This is a genomic window from Mesorhizobium sp. LNHC221B00, from assembly GCF_000502935.1.
GTDB classification, from domain to species: Bacteria; Pseudomonadota; Alphaproteobacteria; order Rhizobiales; family Rhizobiaceae; genus Mesorhizobium; species Mesorhizobium opportunistum.
On the sequence record NZ_AYWR01000003.1, the window covers coordinates 494,109 to 515,574 of the forward strand.

At 61.2% G+C, this 21,466-nt stretch carries 11 protein-coding genes and 1 pseudogene; 4 read left to right on the plus strand and 8 right to left on the minus strand.

What is annotated here, in order from left to right; genetic code table 11:
- Positions 1–692 precede the first annotated feature (692 nt).
- The gene (locus X741_RS0134175; protein WP_023776724.1) at positions 693–944 is read left to right on the plus strand and encodes a DUF768 domain-containing protein; all 252 of its coding nucleotides are present in this window, start codon (positions 693–695) and stop codon (positions 942–944) included.
- A gap of 1,476 nt (positions 945–2,420) precedes the next feature.
- Here X741_RS0134175 and X741_RS1000000171430 read toward each other — a convergent pair.
- From X741_RS1000000171430 to X741_RS159945, 8 genes and pseudogenes are all read right to left on the minus strand, one after another.
- A complete protein-coding gene (locus X741_RS1000000171430) occupies positions 2,421–2,546 on the minus strand; it encodes a hypothetical protein (protein ID WP_023767916.1) in 126 nt (41 codons plus the stop codon).
- Positions 2,547–3,899: 1,353 nt separating this feature from the next.
- Positions 3,900–6,200: an AGE family epimerase/isomerase gene (locus X741_RS159965; RefSeq protein WP_023776726.1), complete on the minus strand. Its 2,301-nt coding sequence runs from the start codon at positions 6,198–6,200 to the stop codon at positions 3,900–3,902.
- 13 nt (positions 6,201–6,213) lie between these two features.
- Positions 6,214–7,041, minus strand: a pseudogene (locus tag X741_RS1000000168010) (hypothetical protein).
- Positions 7,042–7,221: 180 nt separating this feature from the next.
- Positions 7,222–8,649, minus strand: coding sequence for an HlyD family type I secretion periplasmic adaptor subunit (locus X741_RS159960; RefSeq protein ID WP_023776729.1), 1,428 nt, complete (start codon positions 8,647–8,649; stop codon positions 7,222–7,224).
- Positions 8,636–11,323: a type I secretion system permease/ATPase gene (locus tag X741_RS159955; RefSeq protein WP_023776730.1), complete on the minus strand. Its 2,688-nt coding sequence runs from the start codon at positions 11,321–11,323 to the stop codon at positions 8,636–8,638. The genes X741_RS159960 and X741_RS159955 overlap by 14 nt, the downstream gene beginning before the upstream one ends.
- Positions 11,324–11,424: 101 nt before the next feature.
- Positions 11,425–13,614 carry a glycoside hydrolase family 16 protein gene (locus X741_RS1000000167410; protein WP_023776731.1) on the minus strand — a complete coding sequence of 730 codons (2,190 nt, stop codon included), beginning with the start codon at positions 13,612–13,614 and terminating at the stop codon, positions 11,425–11,427.
- A gap of 1,273 nt (positions 13,615–14,887) precedes the next feature.
- Positions 14,888–15,895, minus strand: a complete 1,008-nt coding sequence (locus X741_RS159950) for a glycosyltransferase family 2 protein (protein ID WP_023776732.1) — start codon at positions 15,893–15,895, stop codon at positions 14,888–14,890.
- Complete coding sequence (locus tag X741_RS159945) at positions 15,892–17,136, minus strand: cellulase family glycosylhydrolase (protein ID WP_023776733.1); 1,245 nt, start codon at positions 17,134–17,136, stop codon at positions 15,892–15,894. Before X741_RS159945 ends, X741_RS159950 begins: the two co-directional genes overlap by 4 nt.
- 94 nt (positions 17,137–17,230) lie before the next feature.
- Between X741_RS159945 and X741_RS1000000167415 the strand changes: the two genes are divergently transcribed.
- The 3 genes from X741_RS1000000167415 (at position 17,231) to X741_RS159940 (ending at position 21,459) form a co-directional block, all read left to right on the plus strand.
- Entirely contained in the window at positions 17,231–18,865 is a 1,635-nt protein-coding gene (locus tag X741_RS1000000167415) for a hypothetical protein (protein ID WP_023776734.1), read from the plus strand.
- 642 nt (positions 18,866–19,507) lie between these two features.
- On the plus strand, positions 19,508–20,308 hold the full coding sequence (locus tag X741_RS0134205; protein ID WP_023776735.1) for a glycosyltransferase family 2 protein: 801 nt from the start codon (positions 19,508–19,510) through the stop codon (positions 20,306–20,308).
- Between the two features lie 5 nt (positions 20,309–20,313).
- Positions 20,314–21,459 (plus strand): glycosyltransferase family 4 protein, encoded by a 1,146-nt coding sequence (locus X741_RS159940; RefSeq protein WP_023776736.1) that lies wholly within the window; start codon positions 20,314–20,316, stop codon positions 21,457–21,459.
- The last annotated feature ends 7 nt before the right edge of the window (positions 21,460–21,466 follow it).

Consider the following 21,466-nt stretch of genomic DNA (forward strand, 5'->3'; position numbering starts at 1 on the left):
TCCGTGCACAAAACCGCTGTCCCTGTACATCATAGGTTAATGACACATGGTTCGACGCGCCGAATAACGTGGGATCAGCGGGCATGGAACGAGCTCCGCTGCTTGGGAGTGACCATCGCAATCTCGCTCGCTCGACGCCAGCTCATGGAAAGCCATGCCCAATGGTATGGCGAGGTCCGTGAACCAGCGGAGAGGCATCAACGTTCATGGATGTCGATGGCAACGAACAGCCCCCACTTGCCGGCCACATCAACGATCACGTCGATAGGCTGACACTCGGTCTCACCCCGATAAGAGCCCTGTTTGCGTAACATCGCGCCTTCACCGAGACGCCGTATATACAGTCCTGGGCGCCTCGCGCACCAATGCAGGTGGTGCGCTGCGCAGACCTGGCCAGATGATTGGATGTCCATCCCACCCTTCCAGAGAGACAGATCCTCAATCAGCTATTGTGTGGGCTGGCCTCAAGCTCCCCAACGTGCAGACCGCATATGGCGGCGTCTGACATTCTCTCTAGGCGTTCATGATTAGCGGAACCTAATTTCTCACCATAGCTTGTCCCTGATGGACAACCATTCAGAGAAACTGGTGCCTAGCCCTCCACCGAAGTGGCAGAACCGGAGGGGGATAATGATCTCGGCTGCAGTCCTTGTGCTCGCGGTCTGTAGCCTAGGCGCCTGGTGGATCTTTGGATGAGCACACGCGGCATCAGTTTTCTGCACAAATGGATCACTAACGAGGTCCCCGAGACAGCGCCTCCCGATGCAGTGTTTATCGCTGAACTCACACACAAGCTCTTCGCCGACGCGAAAGCAGTCGGCATCAAGAGGATAGAAATCGACGAAGATGTTGAAAGCCTTTACCGGGTATTCGTCGAAGCCATTGCACAATTGGGCGGCGGGCGCCAGAGTAGGCGCCCGGCGAGGTATCGGGCGTCCCGATAGGCCCAGCGTCCTTCGCGGGGCGCGGACCCCGGCGCCTGTACGAACTGTCGAGAGGTGCCGTGCTTTTGCGTCGCAAGCCATGCCATTCGGCCCAACAGCGAACGTCAATCGCCCATGAGTTGATGTGATGGTCGAGCTCCGCTTGAAGCAGATCGCGCACTCGAACAGCGCTGGTGGTTGGCAACGCAGCGCTTCGATCTATCCGTCTGGGAAACGTTCCACAATGTGAATCCTTCGTGCTGTTGCCGCAATACTACAGCGCTGACGGCTCGCGTTGACTAAGTTGGTCCCGTGCAGGGTTCCTGGGTCGGGCGGACCATCCGGGAAGGGGCGCACACTCGAGGGAAGATAGCCCGTCGACTTCAGTGTCGGCGGGTTTTTCTTTTGCAACATCGACCAGGACGCCGGTCGGGTCGAGGGTCGCTCGTTCGCCGGGGAGCGTCGGGCCGGTTTGGTCTGTACTTGTGTGGGTCGTCGGAGTGCCTGGCTACCTCCGGCATCCACCAATCCGGCATTCGCAACTGGCGAGACAATATTCGAGACATGCAAGGATATTCTGCTGGCGATAGTAGGTTCGATCGCTTTCGGACAGACAGGATCGAGGCCGTTTATGTCGGTTTCGGCTCGAGCTCGCCATCCATTCTCCCGCGGCTCGCACACCCATAAGGATAATTGCGCGATCGCTAATATGCCTTTAATTTAAGCAGCGCGGGGAACATCCCAACCATTCCCGCCGTGGCCGGTGTGGATCGCCCCTAGCGCCCAACTGCACCGGCCATTCCCCTACCGCTGGGCAGCCCCCTTATCGGCAAGCCGATCCAGCAGCTAGCCAGAAGGGCAAAGTCGCACGAGATTGGACTGAATTGCGATCACTGTCGGATTCAGAAAGCTGGCGCAGATCCAGCCTGATCGGCCGCTCGGCCTCCCCGAAGGAAGGCTCAGAGCTTGCTTCATTGCTGCATCGCCGATCACACTATCGTGCAGGCCACATTAGCCAAGTCCGTTCGCCTCCTGCAATCTGGGTGTTCTAGCCGACATCGGCGCGAAGAGCACTTGCGCCTTCGTAAAACGTTCTCCTGTCAGAGATGCGGTGAAGGCTCCACGATCATGAAGAGAACGGACGGATCAAGTTCGAATGACGATGCTCCACGGGGCGCACCAGCATCCTTGCCCTATGATCGGACCACCGTCGAACGTTTCCAGAAGAGTTTTCCCCGGGCCCGCTGGCCATCGGATGCGGTGGCGAGCCCGTCCATCGCAACGTTCTTGGATCCCAGTACGCTGACTTTCCAGACGACCCTGACTATGTCTGGGGTCGGTGGCGTCCCGCCGCCCTCGATGAGCTCATCAAGACCTGGCCTTCGCGAACCAAGACGGAGATTGGTGACGCGCTTTGGTGGCAGCCAACTCTTGATGACCTCGGGGTCGCACGAAGGGCGGCGCGTGGGTTGGAAAGACGGCGCCGTCGAGGATGACCTATTTGCCACCGTTCAGGGTCTTCTCGATTTGCCCCACCGACGCTATGACATCATCAAAGCTGGGCGCGGCGCCGAAAATCATCGCGGTCGTGTTGGCGTAGTCGCGCGCAAGCGCATCGACCATCTTGGTCGCGCGCTCGATCGCAAAGGTTCCGGCACTGCCGAGGCAAGAAAGTGTGCTTTCTCAAGCGGCTGGGCATTGGTCCGCGGCGCAGTATGCCTTGGAAGAACATGGCGTCCGCTGATGGCCGCCGAATCCAGGCTCGTCAACGCAGTCTTGGCCCATAACGCCAGTCTCGCTGTAGTCGCAGCCCCTTGAACGATCCGAGGCGGCCCGGCGCCTGTGGGTTTTGGGATGTGAACAGGAACCGGGCCTAACCGTCGGGCTGTTTGTGAGCACGGCGCCGTCGGCTCGATGATTTATGCGCCAATGCTAATATACCTCAAAGCCATCCGAATGAAGTATGAGAACAGCAATAGGGAGGAGGCGGTGATGGCCATGACGCACAGCCGTAGTCGGCCCGTCACTGCTTCCACGTGGCGGGCCACGGTCTGATGAATTTATGGGAACATTTCGGCAAAATTCAAATTGAAGGGTCTTCTGGTAGGAGGCCAAACTGTCCCAGCGAAGCGTCGACAAAGACCGATTGGAGCGCGCCGACCGCGAGGCAAAACTTGCTAACGCCGCCGAGAAGGAGGCACGAGATACAAAAACTGCGCGACTTCGTGAACAACGTCTTGCTGCCGAAGCTAAGGGTTCCAAAGCTTTGAAGAAACGTCGATCCAGGGGGCTAGACTAGATCGTTGGCGGTAAGGCACATCGCCAGGTCAGTTAAGGTCGGCCTTGGGTGAACCCCGGGTTAGGGTGGTTGCCGGCCCGTCTTTAGTTCGTATATGGATTCCATGGGGCTTTACGTTGCGCTCTCGGTCCAGCTCGTCAGCTTTGGCCGCTGCTCCTCGGAGATATCGGTGTCTGGCTTGAGAAAACGGCGGATGTAGTGGCGCAGGGTCTCTGCCCAAGCAGGAGAAAGACCAGCGTCGAGTTCTACTCATGGCCGCCAAAAAGCCCGTCACCTCGCGGAAACGAGCTTTCTGACTGGACGAAGGCAGGAGAGTGTCACACCGGCTTGCGGCTGCTTCGCACTTCCGTCCCGGCTGTTCTATTTAGCGTCGGGCGATCAGCAGGCAAAGTTGGCGCAAGTCGCGATCGTGGGTCCCTTGACTGCCCAGCACGTCCGCACAGCGTTTCTTCATTCGCGCCAGTTGCGCATCCGACAGGTCGGCTACGACGCTGACCAGTCTACGATTGCTGGGATTGGTGGAGATCGCTCGGCGCCTCAGCCCGGATTGCGGTTGCCTATGCACAAAGTGGGATGCCAGATTCGGTTTTGGACAGGTTTGAAGCCATCGACCTCTGCCAAATGGCTTCCCAACCGGCGTGGGATTCCGCCGTCGACTAAAGCAGCCCAGTTTCCGGTCAGCCGTAAATCTGCTTCGGAACCGTTTCGCCCCTATCCAAAGCAGGCAGCGGGAAAGGTTTGACCTGTCCTCCAGTCTTGTCCAGATACTGCATCAACGCCGTCACCAGGTGGTAGAAGATGCTCGCAGGGACCTCCGTCGCCAGTGACCTTCCGCGCTCGTCAATCCGGTCGACCCACAAGCCAAGCGGTGCCGGATCAATATGCCATCGGAAGAGGCGGGCGACACGAGCTTCGATCTCGGGTTTCAGATCCGGTCCGCCAATGCCGTCCAGGGCGACGGCCGCCTTGATGGCCTCGCATTGCGGCCAACTGCGGGAGAGCCGGTCGAGGGGCAATCCCTGCCGCGATACCGCTGCATAGGCCAGACCCGTGGCCCGATTCAATCCGCTGGCGACAGCCGACGAGTAGAGTTTCCTTGCGTAGGCCGCCAAGTCTTTCTGCCCGCTCGCGCGGGCGAAATCGACGAGGAGGGAGGCCCATTCGAAATGGTGCCCCGGTTCGGTCCACTGTCCCTTGTCACCCGGCAATGGCAGCCAATCGATGTCGAAATGTTCCCCAAGCGTCCAGCTTTCCTGGTCGAAGAAATGGCACCGGAAGAGATCGATGACGCGTGCCGCTCGACGCAGATATGCACGGTCGCCGGTGACGTCGTGCCAGGCAAGGAAGGATTCTAGCATATGCATGTGCGGGTTCGAGAACCGCACCCCCTTCCAGCCCGGGGTCTCGAAGAAACCGTTCAGGCTGTCGTCTTCAAGATGGGCGTCGATGAATTGGAATGTCTCCTGGGCAAGCCGCAGGGCTTCCTGATGGCCGCATCGATGAGCATGGGCAAGCGCCAGGAGCACGCAGGAATGGTCGTACACGTCCTCGACTCGGTCAGCCACGCTGCCGTCCGCATTAAGCGTGCGCACCCAACCCCCGCGGTCGGTCCGGCCGTATTTCGCGATGAAGTCGATACCATGGTCGATCAGCTTGTCGGCAGGTCCGTCCCAGCCGCGTTCTTTGGCCACCGCGAAAGCGTAGATCTGGCGAGCCATCGTGCGCATGCGCTTGGGTTTGCCCAGTGGCCTTGCATCGAAACCAAGAGCCTCGTGGAAGCCACCGTGCACATCGTCGACACCTGCGGTGGACCACAGCGGCAGCGTCTCCTCGAAGAGCCAGTGCTCGACGCGCTTGCGCCATGAGCCGGAAACAATGACCTGGTCTTCCGACGCCGTGAACTTGGTCTCGAGGCGTCCGCTCTTCTCCAACTGTTCGACGACTTTCTTCACGTTCTGGCTGTGGCTGACTGGAGCGACGAATACCGCGTCTGGCGTCGCCACCACCGCCACATCCTTCATCCCGATGACGGTCAGCAGCCTGCCCAGGCTTCTGAGGTAGGAACTGCCGCAATCCATGGCGACGACGTCGCCCATGACGACGTTGCCGTCGCGGTCCGTCGGGCTGGCTTCGAGCAGCGATTGCCACGATCCGAGGTCGTTCCAGCGGAAGGAGGCCGTAACCATCGCGATGCCGCGGGCGCGCTCCATGATTGCGTAGTCGATCGATGTCGAAGGGACAGCCGAGTAGAAGCCCTGGGGCAGGTAGATGCCTGAGACGTCAGTCCGGGCGGTCTTGTAGGCCCGTTCCACGCTTTCCCAGATGTCGGGTCGCAGGTCGAGGAATGCTTGCCGCATCGTGTTGGCCTGAAACAGAAAGATGCCGGCATTCCAGTAGAATCTTCCCGAAGACACATATTGGCCGGCTGTCTCAGCATCGGGTTTTTCGACAAAACGCGAAACGGCGGCAACCCCGCCACGGTTCACCGAAACCTCGATGTAACCGTACCCGGTTTCGGGATGTGTCGGCTTGATGCCGAACACTACAATGCTTCCTGCCTCGGCGGCAGGCGTGCCCGCCTCGACGGTTTCCCAGAATTGCGCTTCGGTTGATATCTGATGATCGGACGGGACCATCAGCACAAGCGCGTCGCCGCCATGCTCGCAGATCGTCTGCAAGGTGGCGATGGCGACCGCGGCGGCGGTATTGCGAGCTACGGGCTCGAAAATCGGCTTGCCGCCCTGGAGGCCGAGCGGACCGATGTCAGAGATAACGCGATCGGCGTGTCGTTCGGCAGCGATCAGGTAGATCGGCGTTTCAGCATATGGCCGCGCCTTGAGGCGTCGGACGGTCTTGGCGAGCATGGAGCCGTCGCCCGAAAGGTCGTGGAATTGCTTGGGATTGTCTTCGCGTGAGAGCGGCCATAGCCGAGAGCCGACGCCCCCGCTCATGATAAAACTTACGATCCGGCCAGGCATGGTCCAGTTCCTCTCAGAATGTCCGATTGTAGACCCCGACTTCTGGATTGCGGCGCGGCACAGTATCGAGAGCCTCGAACATCTCGCGACCTCGGTCCGACGAGATGGGGTTTTTCACCACGACGACAATTTCCGGTTTGTCCGACGAGGCCCCGGCCAGGCCCCACGTGCCGTCCTGGGCAACCACACGCACTCCGTTCACTGTGACGAGATTGGGCAGCACCTGCGGTGCCGTTGCCGCAGGCAGCCACCACCCTCAGCTTTCGGCCGACGGTCTTTCCGGCAGTCAGGTCTTCGATATATTTCTCGCGAAATCCGGGCCCGAATTCATAGTTCCGCCCGCCGATGAGATCGAGATCGCAGTCCAGCACAAGCGCCTTCAAAGCTGTCATCTCCTCCGACCGAATGTCAGGGGCCTTTGCGCCCCCATCTTCACTGCGGTCCAGCCGTTCTCGTTGTGGGAGGCCGTCACCATGGCCACCGACTGAAAGTTGAGTGCGAACCGGGCGAAGTAGGCTGTGGGAGGAAGGGCCAAACCGATGTCCTTGACGCGCGCGCTGGCCGTTATCAGGCCGGAGACCAGTGCCGTCGCAATGGCCATGGAATAACTGCGGAAGTCGTGTCCGGTGACGATGTCCGGGCCGACACCCATTCGGCGGATCAAGGTGCCGAGCCGACGCCGATCGCCTGCACGCCCATCAGGTTGAGTTCGGGTTCTTTGTCCGAGCCTGGATGCCCGAACCACCAGCGCGCGTCGTATTCCCGCAAGCCAGTGGCTTCGATGAGAGCACTGATTTCGAAGATGAAATGTGTTTGGAGTGGCTTGGCCGACTATGTTCACGGTCGCGGTTTCCGCTCTGCAATTGCGCGGAACAGTCGTAGCACGCCCCGGAGGTGGGCCCCTTGGCGAATTGGGGGTAGCCCTAACGTCCTGGTTCGGACCACTCATCCAATAGGAACACGCCCTGCGCTCTAGAGTTGACAACGGGAGGACGAAGGTTCGTCGGCTGGAAGCCGGCTTTTACCGCTCTCGTAGCGCTTCCTGCTTATATTTCGCCAGCGGCGAAAGAAAATAGCCGATGATACTGCGCGTACCAGTCTTGATCTCGACCGTCACCGCCATGCCGGGACTGAGCTTGACGAGTTTGTCATCAACCTGCATGTCCGTACGGTCAAGTGAAACCCGTGCGGCATATTCCAGTTCCTGACCTCTCGGCTCACTTTCGCTCTGCGATACGCCCGACGCGGGGTCATTCGATGCGCTCTGTTGCCTGTTGCGGGTTATCGCGTCCGATGACACGCTGAGCACTTCTCCATGAAGTAGCCCGTAGCGGGTGAAATTGAATGTATCGACCTTGATTTCAGTCTTCTGTCCCGGATGGACAAAACCGATATCTCGGTTGGAGAGCATGGCCTCGATCTCGATATGACTCCCACTCGGAACCACCACGGCCAGTGCCTGAGCAGGCGTCACCACGCCCCCCACCGTATGAACGGCGAGTTGTTGCACGACGCCATCGACCGGCGCGGTCAATTGTTGGAGCTTTGTGAGCCGCTCCGCCTTGATCACCTCCTGCTCAGCGCTCGCAGCCCTCTGCTGGGCTTTGGCGAGTGCGTCATAGGTCGCGCGCCGATACTCCGCAGCGGTCCTTTCCCTCGTTTCCTTTAGCAGTGCGATGGCCGCATCGGCTTCGCGCAGGCGGCCCTGCTCAAGTTTGAGATCCTGCTGAAGGCCGACCAGCTCCTGATACTCGGAGAGGTAGACGACCTTCGAAGAAAGTGCCTCGTCGAGGAGCTTCTTGCGAATGTCGACTCGCTCCTCAAGAACCGGTATCGTCGCCTGGAGCTTCGCTCCGCTTGCCAAGGTGGTCGATCGTTCCGCTTCCTTCTGATTTCGCTGGCGATCGATCTCGGCGAGTTTGGCGTCCTGTTCGGCAAGCTGACTGATCAGAAACTGACGATGCATCTCGATCTCCGCGGCGCTCGCCCTGTGCGGTGGCTGGAAAGCAGCAAGCGGGTCCTCCGCGAGCGCCGCGCGCAGCCGCGCGACGTCGAGTTCGGCCGAAAGGAGTTCGCTTTTCTGGCGCTCCTGGTCGGCTTCGGTCATGGTCGGATCAAGCTCGATCAGAACCTCGCCAGCCTTCACGCTCTGCCCATCGCGTACGTTGATAGCGCGCACAACGCCCGCTTCGAACGGCTGGAGCACCTTGGTGCGCCCGTCTGGCACGATCTTGCCCGTCGCGGTTGCCACGACATCGACGGTGCCCAGCGACGCCCACACCAGCGCGAAGCAGAAGACCGCGACGATACTCGCCGCGATCGCGCGCCCGATCGGCGACGGCGGCGTTTCGGTGATTTCGAGCGCCGCCGGCAGGAACGCAATTTCGTGCTCGCGGCGCCGAAGCTGGGCTCTGGGAAACTCGACGACATTTCGATTAGCGGACTTCATGGATGCCGGCTTGTAGATAGTGGAGGTTTGCGTAACGCCCGTTCGAGCGGATTAGGTCATCATGGGTACCGTCCTCGACGATACGGCCATGCTCGATCGTTATGATCCGGTTCGCGTGGCGCACGGTCGAGAGCCGATGAGCGATGACGAAGACGGTTCGGCCGGCAGAAATTCGTTTCATGTTCTGCTGAATGGCGCGCTCGCTTTCATAGTCCAGAGCGCTGGTCGCTTCATCGAGGATGAGGATGCGCGGATCGGTAATGAGTGCGCGAGCGATTGCGACGCGTTGGCGCTGCCCACCGGAAAGACTGCTGCCGCGTTCGCCCACGATGGTGTCATAGCCCTCAGGCAGCTCCAGGATGAAATCGTGAGCGCCGGCGAGCGATGCCGCCGCAATGACGCGCTCCATGGGCATAGCCGGATCGGCGAGGGCGATGTTCTCGCGAATGGAGCGATTGAAGAGCACGTTATCCTGCAAGACAACGCCAATCTGGCGTCGAAGCCAGGTTAGATCGACCATTGCTAGGTCGACGCCATCGACCAGCACCCGCCCACTCTCCGGCACATAGAGCCGCTGTATCAGCTTGGCGACGGTGCTCTTGCCTGAGCCCGAGGAGCCCACGATGCCGATGACCTGACCGGGCTCGACGCTGAACGACACGTCGTGCAGTACCTCGGGGCCATCGATGCGGTAGCGGAAAGTCGCATGCTCGAACGTCACCCGCCCGCGGATCGTCGGCAGTGCGGCTCGGCCAGGATTGAAGCTTGGCTCGGGAATGGTGTTGAGTATGTCGCCGAGACGGTCGATCGACAGGCGGGCTTGATGGAAATCCTGCCAGATCTGCGCAAGCCGAAGCACCGGCGTGCTGACGCGCGCAGCCAGCATGTTGAATGCGACGAGCCCGCCGACGCTCAGCTCGCCGCCGATCACGAGCCTGGCACCGAAATAGAGGGTTGCGGCGACGACCAGCTTGTTGATCATCTGCACCGCTTGGCTCGCCGTATTGTTCAGGCTGAGCACGCGGAAGCTTGCGGTGACATAGGCTGCGAGCTGCTCCTCCCAGCGGCGCTGCATCTGCGGCTCGACCGCCATGGCCTTCAGCGTCTCGACGCCCGTGACGGTCTCGACCAGGAAAGCTTGGTTCTCCGAGCCGCGATCGAACTTCTCATCAAGGCGCCGGCGAAACAGCGGTGCAGCTCCCGCGGAAATGCAGATGTAGAATGGGAACGACGCCAGAACGATCAGAGTCAAGAACGTCGAGTAATAGAACATCACCGCAAGGAAAACGAAGGTGAAAACGAGATCGATGACAAGCGTGAGCGCCGAGCTCGTCAGGAACTGGCGGATATTCTCGAGCTCGCGGACGCGTGCGACTGAATCCCCGACGCGGCGTGTCTGGAAATATGCGATCGGCAACGCCATCAAGTGACGAAACAGCCGGGCGCCGAGCTCGACGTCGATGCGGTTCGTCGTATGCGCGAACAGATAGACACGCAGCGTGCCGAGAATAGCTTCGAAAACGGTCAGCGCGACGAGACCAGTGACCAGAACGTCGAGCGTGCTCATGCTTCGATGCACAAGCACCTTGTCGATCACCACCTGGAAGAACAGCGGTGTGATGACGGCAAATATCTGAAGGAAGAACGATGCGATCAGCACCTCGCCGAGAAGATAGCGATACTTGTGGACCGCGCCGAGAAACCAGCTGATATCGAATCGGCGAGAGAGATCCGTCAGGGCCGCGCGCCGTGTCATCAGGATGATGTCGCCGTCCCAGATGGCCTCGAGTTCCTCCTGCGTCAATGCATAGGGTTGCGGTGACGATGGGCGCTGAACGATGAGTTTGTCGTCGAGGATTTTGCCAAGGATCAGGAATCCACCGTCCCGTAGCACGGCGATCCCCGGCAGCGGAGTAACCGCGAGCCGATCCCAGTTCGTCCTCTGTACCTTAGCCTTGAGCCCGAAATCCTTTGCACAGCGCAGGATTTCGGTGACACCTGCCCGCGCCGCGCCCATCCGGTGGCGAATTTGGCCCGGATCGGCCGCGATACCATGGCAATGTAGCAATATCGCCAGGGCAAGTAGGCCTGAGTCGTCATTCTCAGAATCGTTGCTTGCCGCCTGAGGCGCCGGATCGCGTCGATCGGCGACCCGCGCACGCATCAATGTGTCGCGAGCGCGCATCAATGTATCGCGAGCGCGCATCAAGGCATTGCCTGCACCTTGCGCCAGGTCACGCCCGCGGGCACCGATTTTGACGAATGCATGAACGATCCGATTTGCAACAGTCGGTCCAACCAAGATCAAACGGCCATCCCAGATTGCTTCGAATTCAGCGCGCGCGATCTGCTTCGGACGGGACCAGGTTGGATCAAGCACAATCGCTGCCTTGTCGTTGACCTTTCCAAGGAGCAGAAACCCGCCATTCCGCAGCGACGCGATGCCGGGGAGCCGGACATTCCCAAGTCGCTTCCAGTTTGTCTTGCGCGAGCCGACCTTCAGCCCGAGCCCACGGGCGCAGCGAATCATCGCACGGACGCCGATCGCATCGCCGCCACCGCAGCGATCGCGGATCTGATCGGGCTTAGCGTCTACGCCATGAAGGCGCAGGAACAGAGCCAGGGCTCGAACTTCAAGGTCTGCGGCGTTGGCATTCTCGTTTTGCATCGCCATTCTGGCTTAACCCTTCGCGGATACACGTCCGCGTTCCATGTTCCTTCTCAGCTTTCGCGAACGCGACGGTGTCGCACCAGGCGCTGAAGCCCTGGAGGCGATCAATGGTGCGGTCTGGTCAGGTACAAGTCCTGATTCCAGTTGGCTCCATTCGACAAGGACGCCACGATCTGACCGTGATCGGCCCGCCCGGAGTGACCGGCCAGGTACTGGTTCAGCAGCGCAAAACTGTGGCTTGCCAGGGACGCTGTGGCCGTGCCGGTCGCATGCCGATGATCCGCCGTGGTGGCCGCAGGCCGAGGATCCGTTATGGTCATGGTCTGCGGCGAGGCTGTCGCGACGGCGCCGGTGGCCGGGTCCTTCGCTGTTGCCGTCAACTTGAGTGTCGCCACCGGCTGGTCCCAGCCCCCGTAGTTCGATTGCAACGTCAATCCGCTGTCGACCTGCGCGGCTGTCAAGGTGATGTTGCCGCCCCTGAACGTCTTGCCATCGAGTTTGTCGGTGATCGTCTCGTACCTCGGCAAGCCCGTTATGTTCACGGTCACGACATCGTTGGGGTCGGTCGTTGTCACCTCGACCCCCAGGTCGACCGTACCGCCTCCCCCGTTCACCTTGAGCGTGGGATCCGCGATGGTGAGTACCGGCGCGATCGATGACGGGGCAGTAGGGGTAATCGGGTTAGTTGGGGCAGTTGGGCCAGTTGGGGCAGTTGGGATGGTTGGGGCTGTCGATGACGTCGCGACCTGGAGACCGGAGAAGGTCTTCACCGCGCCCGCAAGATTCGCAGCGACACCGCTTGCGTCCTGGATGCTCGCACCGTTCGGCAGATTGACGCCGGCGATGCCGAGCGCCGAGATATCGGTGTCCGTCGACGCGACCGTTGTGCGGAAGTTGAGCGCGCTCGTTCCGGAGCCGCCCACATAGGTGGCGGTCGCGCCATTGTTGAGCGATAGTGTCGGCGTGCCCGACACCGCCACGGCCTCGTTGAAGCCGAGTGTCAGCGTGACCGTGTCTCCGACGTGCTCGGTGCCGGTTCCTGGCGAGGCTGTGGCCTGCGTTACCGCCGGCAAGACCGGATCGATCTGGAGGCCGGAGAACGTCTTCATCGCGCCCGAGAGGTTCGCCGCAACACCGGATGCATCCTTGATGCTGGCGCCGCTCGGAAGATTGACCCCGGTGACAGCGAGTGCCGAGGTATCCTTGTCGGTCGAAGCGACCGTGGTGCGGAAGGTGAGCGCGTTGGTGCCCGACCCACTGACATAGCTGGCCGTTCCGCCATCATTGAGCGACAGTGCTGGCGTGCCCGTGACGGTTACGGCTTTGTTGAAGGCGACCGTCATCGTGATGGCATCGCCGGCATGCTCGATTCCCGTTCCCGGTGAAGCGGTGACCTGCGTCACCGCTGGCTGGATCGTTGGCGCAGGCGGGGTCTGGGTCGATGAGGATGTCGAGGGAGTGACGTTGGCGCCCGTGACGGTGTCGCCGCTGCCCGCCCTCTGATAGAGCTGAACCCCATCGACCAGCATCTGCATCGACGATGGGGTCGAGCTATCGAGAGCCGTATGCCATCCGGCCGCGTTGGAATTCGCGACCTGATTGCTCATAATCAATTCCATCGGTTCATTCGGGATCGGCACCTGCGCGCTGGTCACTTGCGCCATCTGTTTCCCGTCCAGATACCAAGTGATCGATTCACCGGGCACCCAGTTGATGCCGTAAGTATGGAAGCCGGCCGTGAGGTCGATGCCGGTGTCGACCACGCCGCCGAACTCCCCTGACGGCGTGTGGAGGTGGTAGGAGAACGCCTGGTTTGCCGGTCCCGAGCCGGTGTATCCACCCTCCTGCATATCGATCTCGAAATTGTCGCCGCTGGTGCCGGCGCCTTTGCCGGGCATCAGCCAGAGGCCCGGCCACGCGCCGTCGCCACTCGGCGCCTTCATGCTGATCTGAAGGTAGCCGCCATTGAATTCGAAGTTGCCATAGCTGCTGACCGCGCCGGACGTGATCGGGAATGTCTGTGCAGTTCCCTGGTTCATACCACTGACGGGCTGTTTGATCGCCGTGAGATCCAGCAGCCCGTTGCTCACGGACACTTGGCTCGGCATATCGTAGTCTGCATCATACGCCCCGCCCGGGCCGCTTCCACCTGATCCATAGCTGTTCCAGGCCCAGCCGTTGGCGGCATTGCTGGTGATGTACGTATGCCAATCGCTATCGAGCGCCGTGCCGGAGAAGTTTTCCTCGAAGACGAGGTCGCTAGAAGCAAAGCCTGCGGGTGCGGAAAGAGCCATTCCGTGATCCTTCTTTGGCGTTGAAAACAGGGGATTCCACTGCCGCGCATCGCCAAGGCGCGCGACATGTCACATGCTCGCAGCTAGCACAGCGAACGGATTTCAAAGTCGTGGAAAGTTGGAAGTCTTCGCCCTAGGCGTTGTTGTCGAGCGAACCTAACGTTGAACTCGCCATCGGTGGCGAGTGTGGTCGACGGGCTCTTCGGGCCTTCGCCCTTGAACCCACGAGGGGTGTGGCTGGCAACGCGCAAGATGTTCGACGGTTCGAGCCGCGGCCGAATTTAGGTTGAGCGCATCTCTCCCGGCGAACGATCTGCCGAGCTTGCTGTCTAGTATAGGCACGATAGTTCCTTAGTTTATTGCGTCTTTTTTGTTTTCATTTCACCCGCGCCCCTAAGTAAAACACAGGCATTTCCGCTCGTTACTTAATCGCCCACACCGTATTGCGCCTACTGAATTGATCATTCGAGGACGATGTACGAAACCCAGCCGGACCCTACCACGGTTTACGGCGAGAATGAGGCTTGGTTAACGCTTATCAACACATTCCTAATATAAATTATTAACACATTCTAATATGGAAAGTGATCGAACAGCCGTCCCGAGACAGCCTTCCGGACGTCCTACCAAAACTGTGTCCCTCGTTTGAAATGTTGCGCTGGTTGGGCGCCGGTTGGTTCGAGCGGGTCGTTGGTATATGAAGTTCTCGAGAAGCACGGCCCGGATGTCTTCGGATGCTGCGTGGCGGACGAGCCGTCGAGGCTATCGGGCTGCCGGCGCGGACGTTTGACCGTGCCATTTGCGCGTCGATGCACTTGGCCGAGGTCGCCTTGCGGCGTTGACGCGCTCCAGCCTTTGCACGTATTGCTCAGCGACGTGGCCGGCGGTACGGGCGGCGATATCCGCATCATCCGCTTTCAATCGCAACGTCCCATCCAGGGGAAATACGATCGCTTAAGCGGCTTGTTGAAATGGCTGAAACGTGGCCCAAGGGCGTGAGGGCGGCGCTTCGTCGCCGCGGGACGACCCTGCGGATTGTCAAATTTGAACCGCGCAACCAGTCGCCAAAGCTCTACCTCGTGGCCGTCTGCTAACCGCCTGGCGTGCTCATTCGCCGCATCGTCGTCCGTGCAGGCAAGGTTGACCCCGCCCATGAATTGGCCATCTTCATCCAGAACGTAAACCCGATAATGCGGCATCGCTTGTCCTCATCGGCGACAACATTCTAGCAGTCAGCCTCGCTGCGGAACGCGGAAATTTTGGCTCCTATGAGCTATCTCAGATGGGCCGCGTGGACCCGCGACAGCAAATGTTGTGACAAAGCGCCGGCGACCCCGCCGAGGCGCGTCGTGGCGTAGGCGAACGCAGTAAGGGCAAAGCCCGCCATGATCGCCCCGGCCCGCTGGGCGGCGCCGACGTTGCCGCGCATAGCCGCCCTCAGGTCGCTCGCAACGGCGCGCGGCAGCACCTCCCGGACGTAGTGCCATTCGGCCCCAAGGCCGTCTTTGGACCCTGCGAGACCCGTCAACACTGCCTTGGCGGTGCCCTCGACGAGGCAGCGGTGGACGAAGTATTTCCACGTGGTGCGCTGGACCGGCACCGCGTGGAGCACTCGCGCCGCTGGCCGATACGCCCAATAGCCCCCGAGGTATAGGCCGGCGGCCCGGATGCAGAATTCCGTCTCCTCACAGCTCTCAGCTTTGCCGCCGATCCTTGCTCGGCCGCTGACGGAGAATCCGAGCTTGCGGCGCCCGAGGTCCGGCGCAAAGCCGCCGGCGCGCTCCAGCACGTCGGCGCGCACCGACATGTTGGCCCCGATCGGGTTGCGGATGCACCCGTCCCGCACGTGCATGCCGGCGTAGGTGCAGCCCACGACCCAGTGGAACTCGCCGGGAAACCACGAGGGCGGCGGCACCTGCCACAGCGGCTCAACCGGACCGCCGGCCCCCAACACCGCCGGATCCCGATAAGCCTCCAATAGCTCCTCCAGCCACTGCGGGTCGGCGACGGCGTCGTCATCGAGGAAAGCAATCACCGGGGCCGTGATGTATTCCGCTCCTGTCATGCGCCCGCCCGACAAGCCCGGTTGCCTGGCATTGGCGAGGACGGTAACGCCCGCAATCTCGCGCGCGGCGCGCTCTAGCAGGGCCTCGTTGTTGTCCACGACCACGACGATTTCACGCGCGGCACGTGTTTGGGTGCGGACGGACCCGACCGCACGCTTCAACTCGTCCCAGCGGTCGAGAGTGTGCGCGCAGATCACAACGGAGGCTTCGGTCATTGGGCTTCCCGGGCGGTTTCTGAGGCCAAGCGGGTCTGCGCCGCCCGGGCCGTCGCGGCTTTGAGGATGTTCCAGATCACGCTTCCATCATTGCGGATATCGAACTGGTCGTGTTCATCGACGGGATAGCGTCCGCTGTCCTGCAGCGATACCAGCCGCCACACCATCCAACCAGCGCAGCTGGGATTACGGGCAAGCGTATCAAGCCACATGGCGTAAGCCTCGGCGGAGTCCCGATTGGAGCGGGCATAGCCGAATTCCTCCAGAAGAACCGGCTTTTTGGCGCCGGTCGCCAACTGGCAGAACTCGGTGATCATGTCGTTGAATTGCTGGACCGTCAGGCTGTAATAGAGCGGGTAGCCGTGCCAGGTCCCGAAATCGAGAGTCGGGATTGTCAAATCGGCTAGCTTCACGGGAATGTTGGCATTCCCTGAGCCGACAAGGTGATTGGGATCGAGGGACTTGACGTAAGCCGACATTTCGCCAGTCCAGGCCAACAGCAATGCCTCCGGCTGCGCATTGCCTTCGTTCATCAGCTCCCAGGCCATGATGGTCGGGTCATCCCGGTAGGCGAGCCCGGTGAGCAGGTTGACGTGCTGCACGACGTGGCGGACCCAGGTCCTGTAGTCCTGCTTCGTGCGCGGGTCGGTGAAGAAAAACCGGGACTTGTCCTGGCTGCCGTACCAAGCCCGCATCTGCTGGGCGCCACCCGTGTAGTCCCAGAAATCCAGGAAGGCGATAATGAGCCTGAGGTGTCGTTTGCCGGCCTCGGCGATAAGGAAATCGACCTTTTGCATGCCGTTGGCGCCGTCATTGATCGCCATCCTGTTTTGACTTGGATCCCAGTAGAGCAGGTAGGTGCCCTTGACCGCGAGATTGCTGGCTTCGCCTTCAAGCCGCCAATCCCAGATCGTAGGGACGCTTCCGTCGATCGACCCGATCACCGGCTGAAGGAAGGTGCGGACCACATTGGCGCCCATCGCCACCGCGTCATCGAGAACGCGGGTGACCTCAACCTGCGAACCATAGGTCAGATAATGGTTGTTTACGCCGGTCACGAAGAACGGCTTGCCGTCCAACGTGAAATTTGTACCGGAAGTCTTGATGAAAGACATCGCCGATGGCTTATCCACGGTGCTCGCGATTGCCACAACAGACATAAACGCCAAAGCAAATGCACAGAGCCACGCATTGCGCAGTCCGTATTTCGCCCCGTATTTCGCCCAATGCCAGTCGATCATCCCTGCATGTGGCTCTGGCCGGACGCCGAGTGCAATCGCCCCTAAGGATTACCTCCTCTGGCCTCGCACAGACCGGCGTCGATCGGGCATAGTGATGCTTGGCTGGGTGGTTCTCGTCAAAGCTCCCGTCTTCTTGAAATCCGACGTGAGAACAACAATGCGCATTTGCTTGAGTCTCGATCCGTCGCGGCTGCTGCGCTGGCATCTATGGCTGGCAGAGGCGCTCGCTGAAGTGCCCGGCAACGAGGTCTCCTGCGTTCTCGCGGCTGGCTGCCGCCCGCTGCCGTCAATCTTCCGTCTGCTGCTCGAACTCGAACGACTGGTCTATGGTTTTAGCGGGAAGGGCGCCGTCGACCCGGTGGAGGCGGCGCTGCGGTGCCTGCCGCCGCCTCCGGCCGGCCAAGCGGATGTGGTGATCGATTTGAGCGGGTCGGAATCGCTCCCGGCGGCGCGGCGCGTGCTCACCCCGATCTTCAATGGCGCACCCGGCGAGATCGGTGTCGTGGCGGCCTGGGTGCATCATCAGGATCTTCTCGTCGACCTGCATGACACGGCGCGCCCGTTGCGACCGTGGACGGCGCGCCCGACCAGTGCAGACCGACAAGTGTTGGCATTGAGGCTCGACAGCGCCCTTTCCTGCGCTGTGCCGCTGATTCTCAAGGCCCTGTGCGAGGAAACCGGTTCATCTGCGTCCGCTAATCCCGGTCCACGGACGGCGCTACCTTCGTGCGGCGCGCTTTCGGCCCTTGCAAGGGTGACCGGCACGGTTGCATCGAAGGCGATCGGGCGTCTGGATGTTCTGGCGAGGGGCGGCAGGACGTGGGGGGTTGGCTGGCGCATCGACGAATCGGCGAGTCTGCTCGACAAAGGCGAAGCACCCTTCAGGATGCTCACCGGGAATGCCGACAGCTACCTTGCCGACCCGTTCCCATTCCGGCATCAGGGGCAGGATTTCATCTTTGTCGAGCAGTATCTCTACTCAAAGAACCGGGGGTGCATTGCGGTCGTGGCCGTGAACCGGGACGGGACAGCCGGTGCATCCCGGATCGTTGTGGAGGAACCGCATCACCTCTCGTACCCGTTCGTGTTCGAGCAGAATGGTCAGATCTGGATGATCCCTGAATCGGGAGCGGCCAGGAATGTCTGCCTCTACAGGGCAGTCGAGTTCCCTTACCGGTGGACACGGGAAGCCTGCCTCATGGAAGGCATTGAGGGCTACGATACCACGCCGCTCTGGCATGAGGGCCGCTTTTGGTTTTTCGTCAGCCCAAGGCTGTGGAAGTCCACGTCCTGGGATGCCTTGAGCCTCTACCACGCCGAGAGCCTGACCGGGTCTTGGACGCCTCATGCAGCCAACCCGGTCCTGCTCGATGCCAGGCTCAGTCGGCCCGCAGGCGCCGTCATCCGACACGGCGGACGCGCGCTACGCCCGGTCCAAGACTGCGCGCGCGGCTATGGCGGCGCGGTGACCTTCTGCCAGATCGATTCGCTGAGCGAGTTGGAGTTTGCCCAGACCCCGATCGGTCGCATCTGGTCCGGAGCGTTGGGATGTCACACCTACAACCGCCGGTCCGGCCTGGAGGTGATCGACCTGTTCGGGCATATGCGGGGTTTGCGAGAGGTCACGACCTCGTATCGGTTGCTGGAGCCTGAGGCGACGGTCTCGGGACTGAGCGGGGTCTCGGAGTCGTTTGGGCAGCCCCTCTCCTGGCCGGTCTCACCGGGTTAGCTATCCGCACAGGTACCCCGCCTGCAAAGAGCCGGACGCGCTTGAGCCTGTCAACACAGCTGCTGAAGGTGATCGCCGCCGCTGCCCGTACCTCTGCGCTGGCGGTGTGAGCTGAAAACAACCCGAAAGGATACCCCAAAAGAGTTAGTCTTCTATTGTCTTTTGCTAACCACCCATCTCCCTTTCATTTCATTTCTTCACCGGTAAAGCTCGCACAACAACAAAAACTTTAGGGGCCAGCCACAAGCGCTTTAAGGGCCGGCGACAAGCGTACCAATCTTCGTGCATCTCATCTTCATTTCATTTTGGTCCGGAGTCCGCAAATGGTTGGAGTACACCCGTGGATGTGGCGATTATTGGAAATGGTCCCCACGACTTGTGGCCGGCAGTGCATTTGCGTGCGCGCCATGCGGAGCACCGGACTTTCGGGAAGCTCATCGGTCATGGAAGGACAACATGATCACCGGTATGTTGCTCAGATCCGTTCCAGTCCCGGCCTGCATTGCATTCGCACTGCCGCGAACAGCTTCGGCCTAGCATGTCGATACGTGTACGGGGCCTATTACCTGGCACGACACCGGCAGTCCTGGCGCACTTTCAGCCCGTCCGTTGGGTTCCACTACTCGACGTCACAGCGCTGCCATGAATGAGCGTCTCCCCAGCAATCTCGCCCATGTCGGTGCCGTATTGCCGCCCGACCCGATTGATTTTGCGCTGCAGCGAGCAGTGACTCTGCCCCGAGTGAGCTTTATCGTCCCGACACTCAATGAAGCCGAGAACCTCCCTTGGCTTCTGCCGCGCATCCCCGACTGGGCGCATGAGATTATTGTCGTGGATGGTCGTTCGACTGATGACACGGTCGCGGTCGCGCGCCGCCTGCGCGCGGACGTGAAGGTTGTCATGGAACCCCGGCTGGGCAAGGGCGCTGCACTGCAAGCGGGATTCCGGGCCGCCACGGGCGACATCATCGTGATGCTGGACGCTGACGGCTCCATGGTCCCGGAGCAGGCGATTGTCTTTGTCAGTGCGCTGATGGCCGGCGCGGATCTCGTCAAGGGGTCACGCTTTATCCAGGGCGCCGGTACCGACGACATGTCGCTGTTCCGGATGTTCGGCAACAGGGGGTTGACCCTGTTCGTGCGGCTGCTCTATGGCGGTTGGTTCTCCGATTTGTGCTACGGATACATCGCCTTCTGGACCAAGCACGTCGGCACGCTGAATTGCGACTGCGATGGCTTCGAGATTGAGACCCTCATCAACGTACGGGCATTGAAGAACCACCTCAACATCGTCGAGGTGGCGAGTTTCGAGGCTCCGCGCATCAGTGGAGTGAGCCATCTGCGCGCCATCCCGGACGGCTGGCGCGTCCTCAAGACCATCCTGCGTGAAAGGGTGCACCAACAGCACAGGCGAGGCGCGACAGCCTGTGATGACGGCGGGTAATCCTGATGCGAATCCTGATGGTTGCCGCTCGCTGCTACCCCTTCATGGGCGGCACTGAAACCCACATCCAGGAGGTCGGTCCCCGCTTGGTCGCGCGTGGCCACGCAGTCGACGTGCTCACTACCGATCCCTCGGGGGAACTGCCGGTTGAGGAGGAGGTGCGCGGCATGCGTGTGCGGCGCGTGCCGGCCTGGCCAAGGAAACTGGACCTCTATGTGGCACCTGGCATTTATACCGCGATCCGGCGCGGCGCTTGGGATCTGGTCCACTTCCAGGGTTACAGCAGTTTCGTGGCGCCGATCGGGCTGCTTGCGGCCGTCCGCGGGCACCTGCCGTTCGTCCTGACCTTCCACAGCGGCGGGCATTCCTCCCGGCTGCGCAACGCCGTACGCAGCACCCAGCAAACGCTGCTCCGGCCGCTGGTAGCCCGGGCCGCGCGGCTGATCGGCGTCTCCGAATTCGAAGCCGACTTCTTCAGCTCGAGGATGGGCGTGCCGCGGGAGCGGTTTGTCGTCATCCCGAACGGCGCCGCGATGCCGGCTCCTAGCCCCGGCGTCAAGGTCGATCCACACCTGATCGTCTCGAGCGGCAGGCTGGAGCGCTACAAGGGCCATCATCGGGCGATCGCGGCCTTGCCCAAACTGATCCGCCGGGTACCGGACGTGCGGCTGCACATCGTCGGTACAGGGCCGTACGAGAGAGAATTGCGGCGCCTCGTCGCAGCGCTCGGCCTCGAGAAGCGGGTCACTATCGCAGCCATCCCCGGATCCGAGCGGCAGAAAATGGCAGACCTGCTGGCGAGTGCCGGGCTGTTCGTGCTGTTCAGCGAGTACGAAGCCCATCCGGTCGCCGTGATGGAAGCCCTGTCGCTGCGCCGTCCGGTCCTCGTCAGCGACACGTCGGGCCTGCGGGAGCTGGCCGCCAATGGCCTGTGCCGGGCGATTTCGTGCAACGCCGGTCCGGGGGAGCTGGCCGACGCCCTGGCCGGGGAACTGGAGGCCCATCGGGAGGTTCCGGATCTGGCGCTGCCCGACTGGGATGCCTGCGCGCAAGCGCTGAACGACGTTTATCGCGATGTCCTGAGCAACCGATCCGCGGTCCGATTGCACCCCGGTGGGGTGATGTCGTGGCCTCGCGAGACGGGGGCATGAGGCGGAT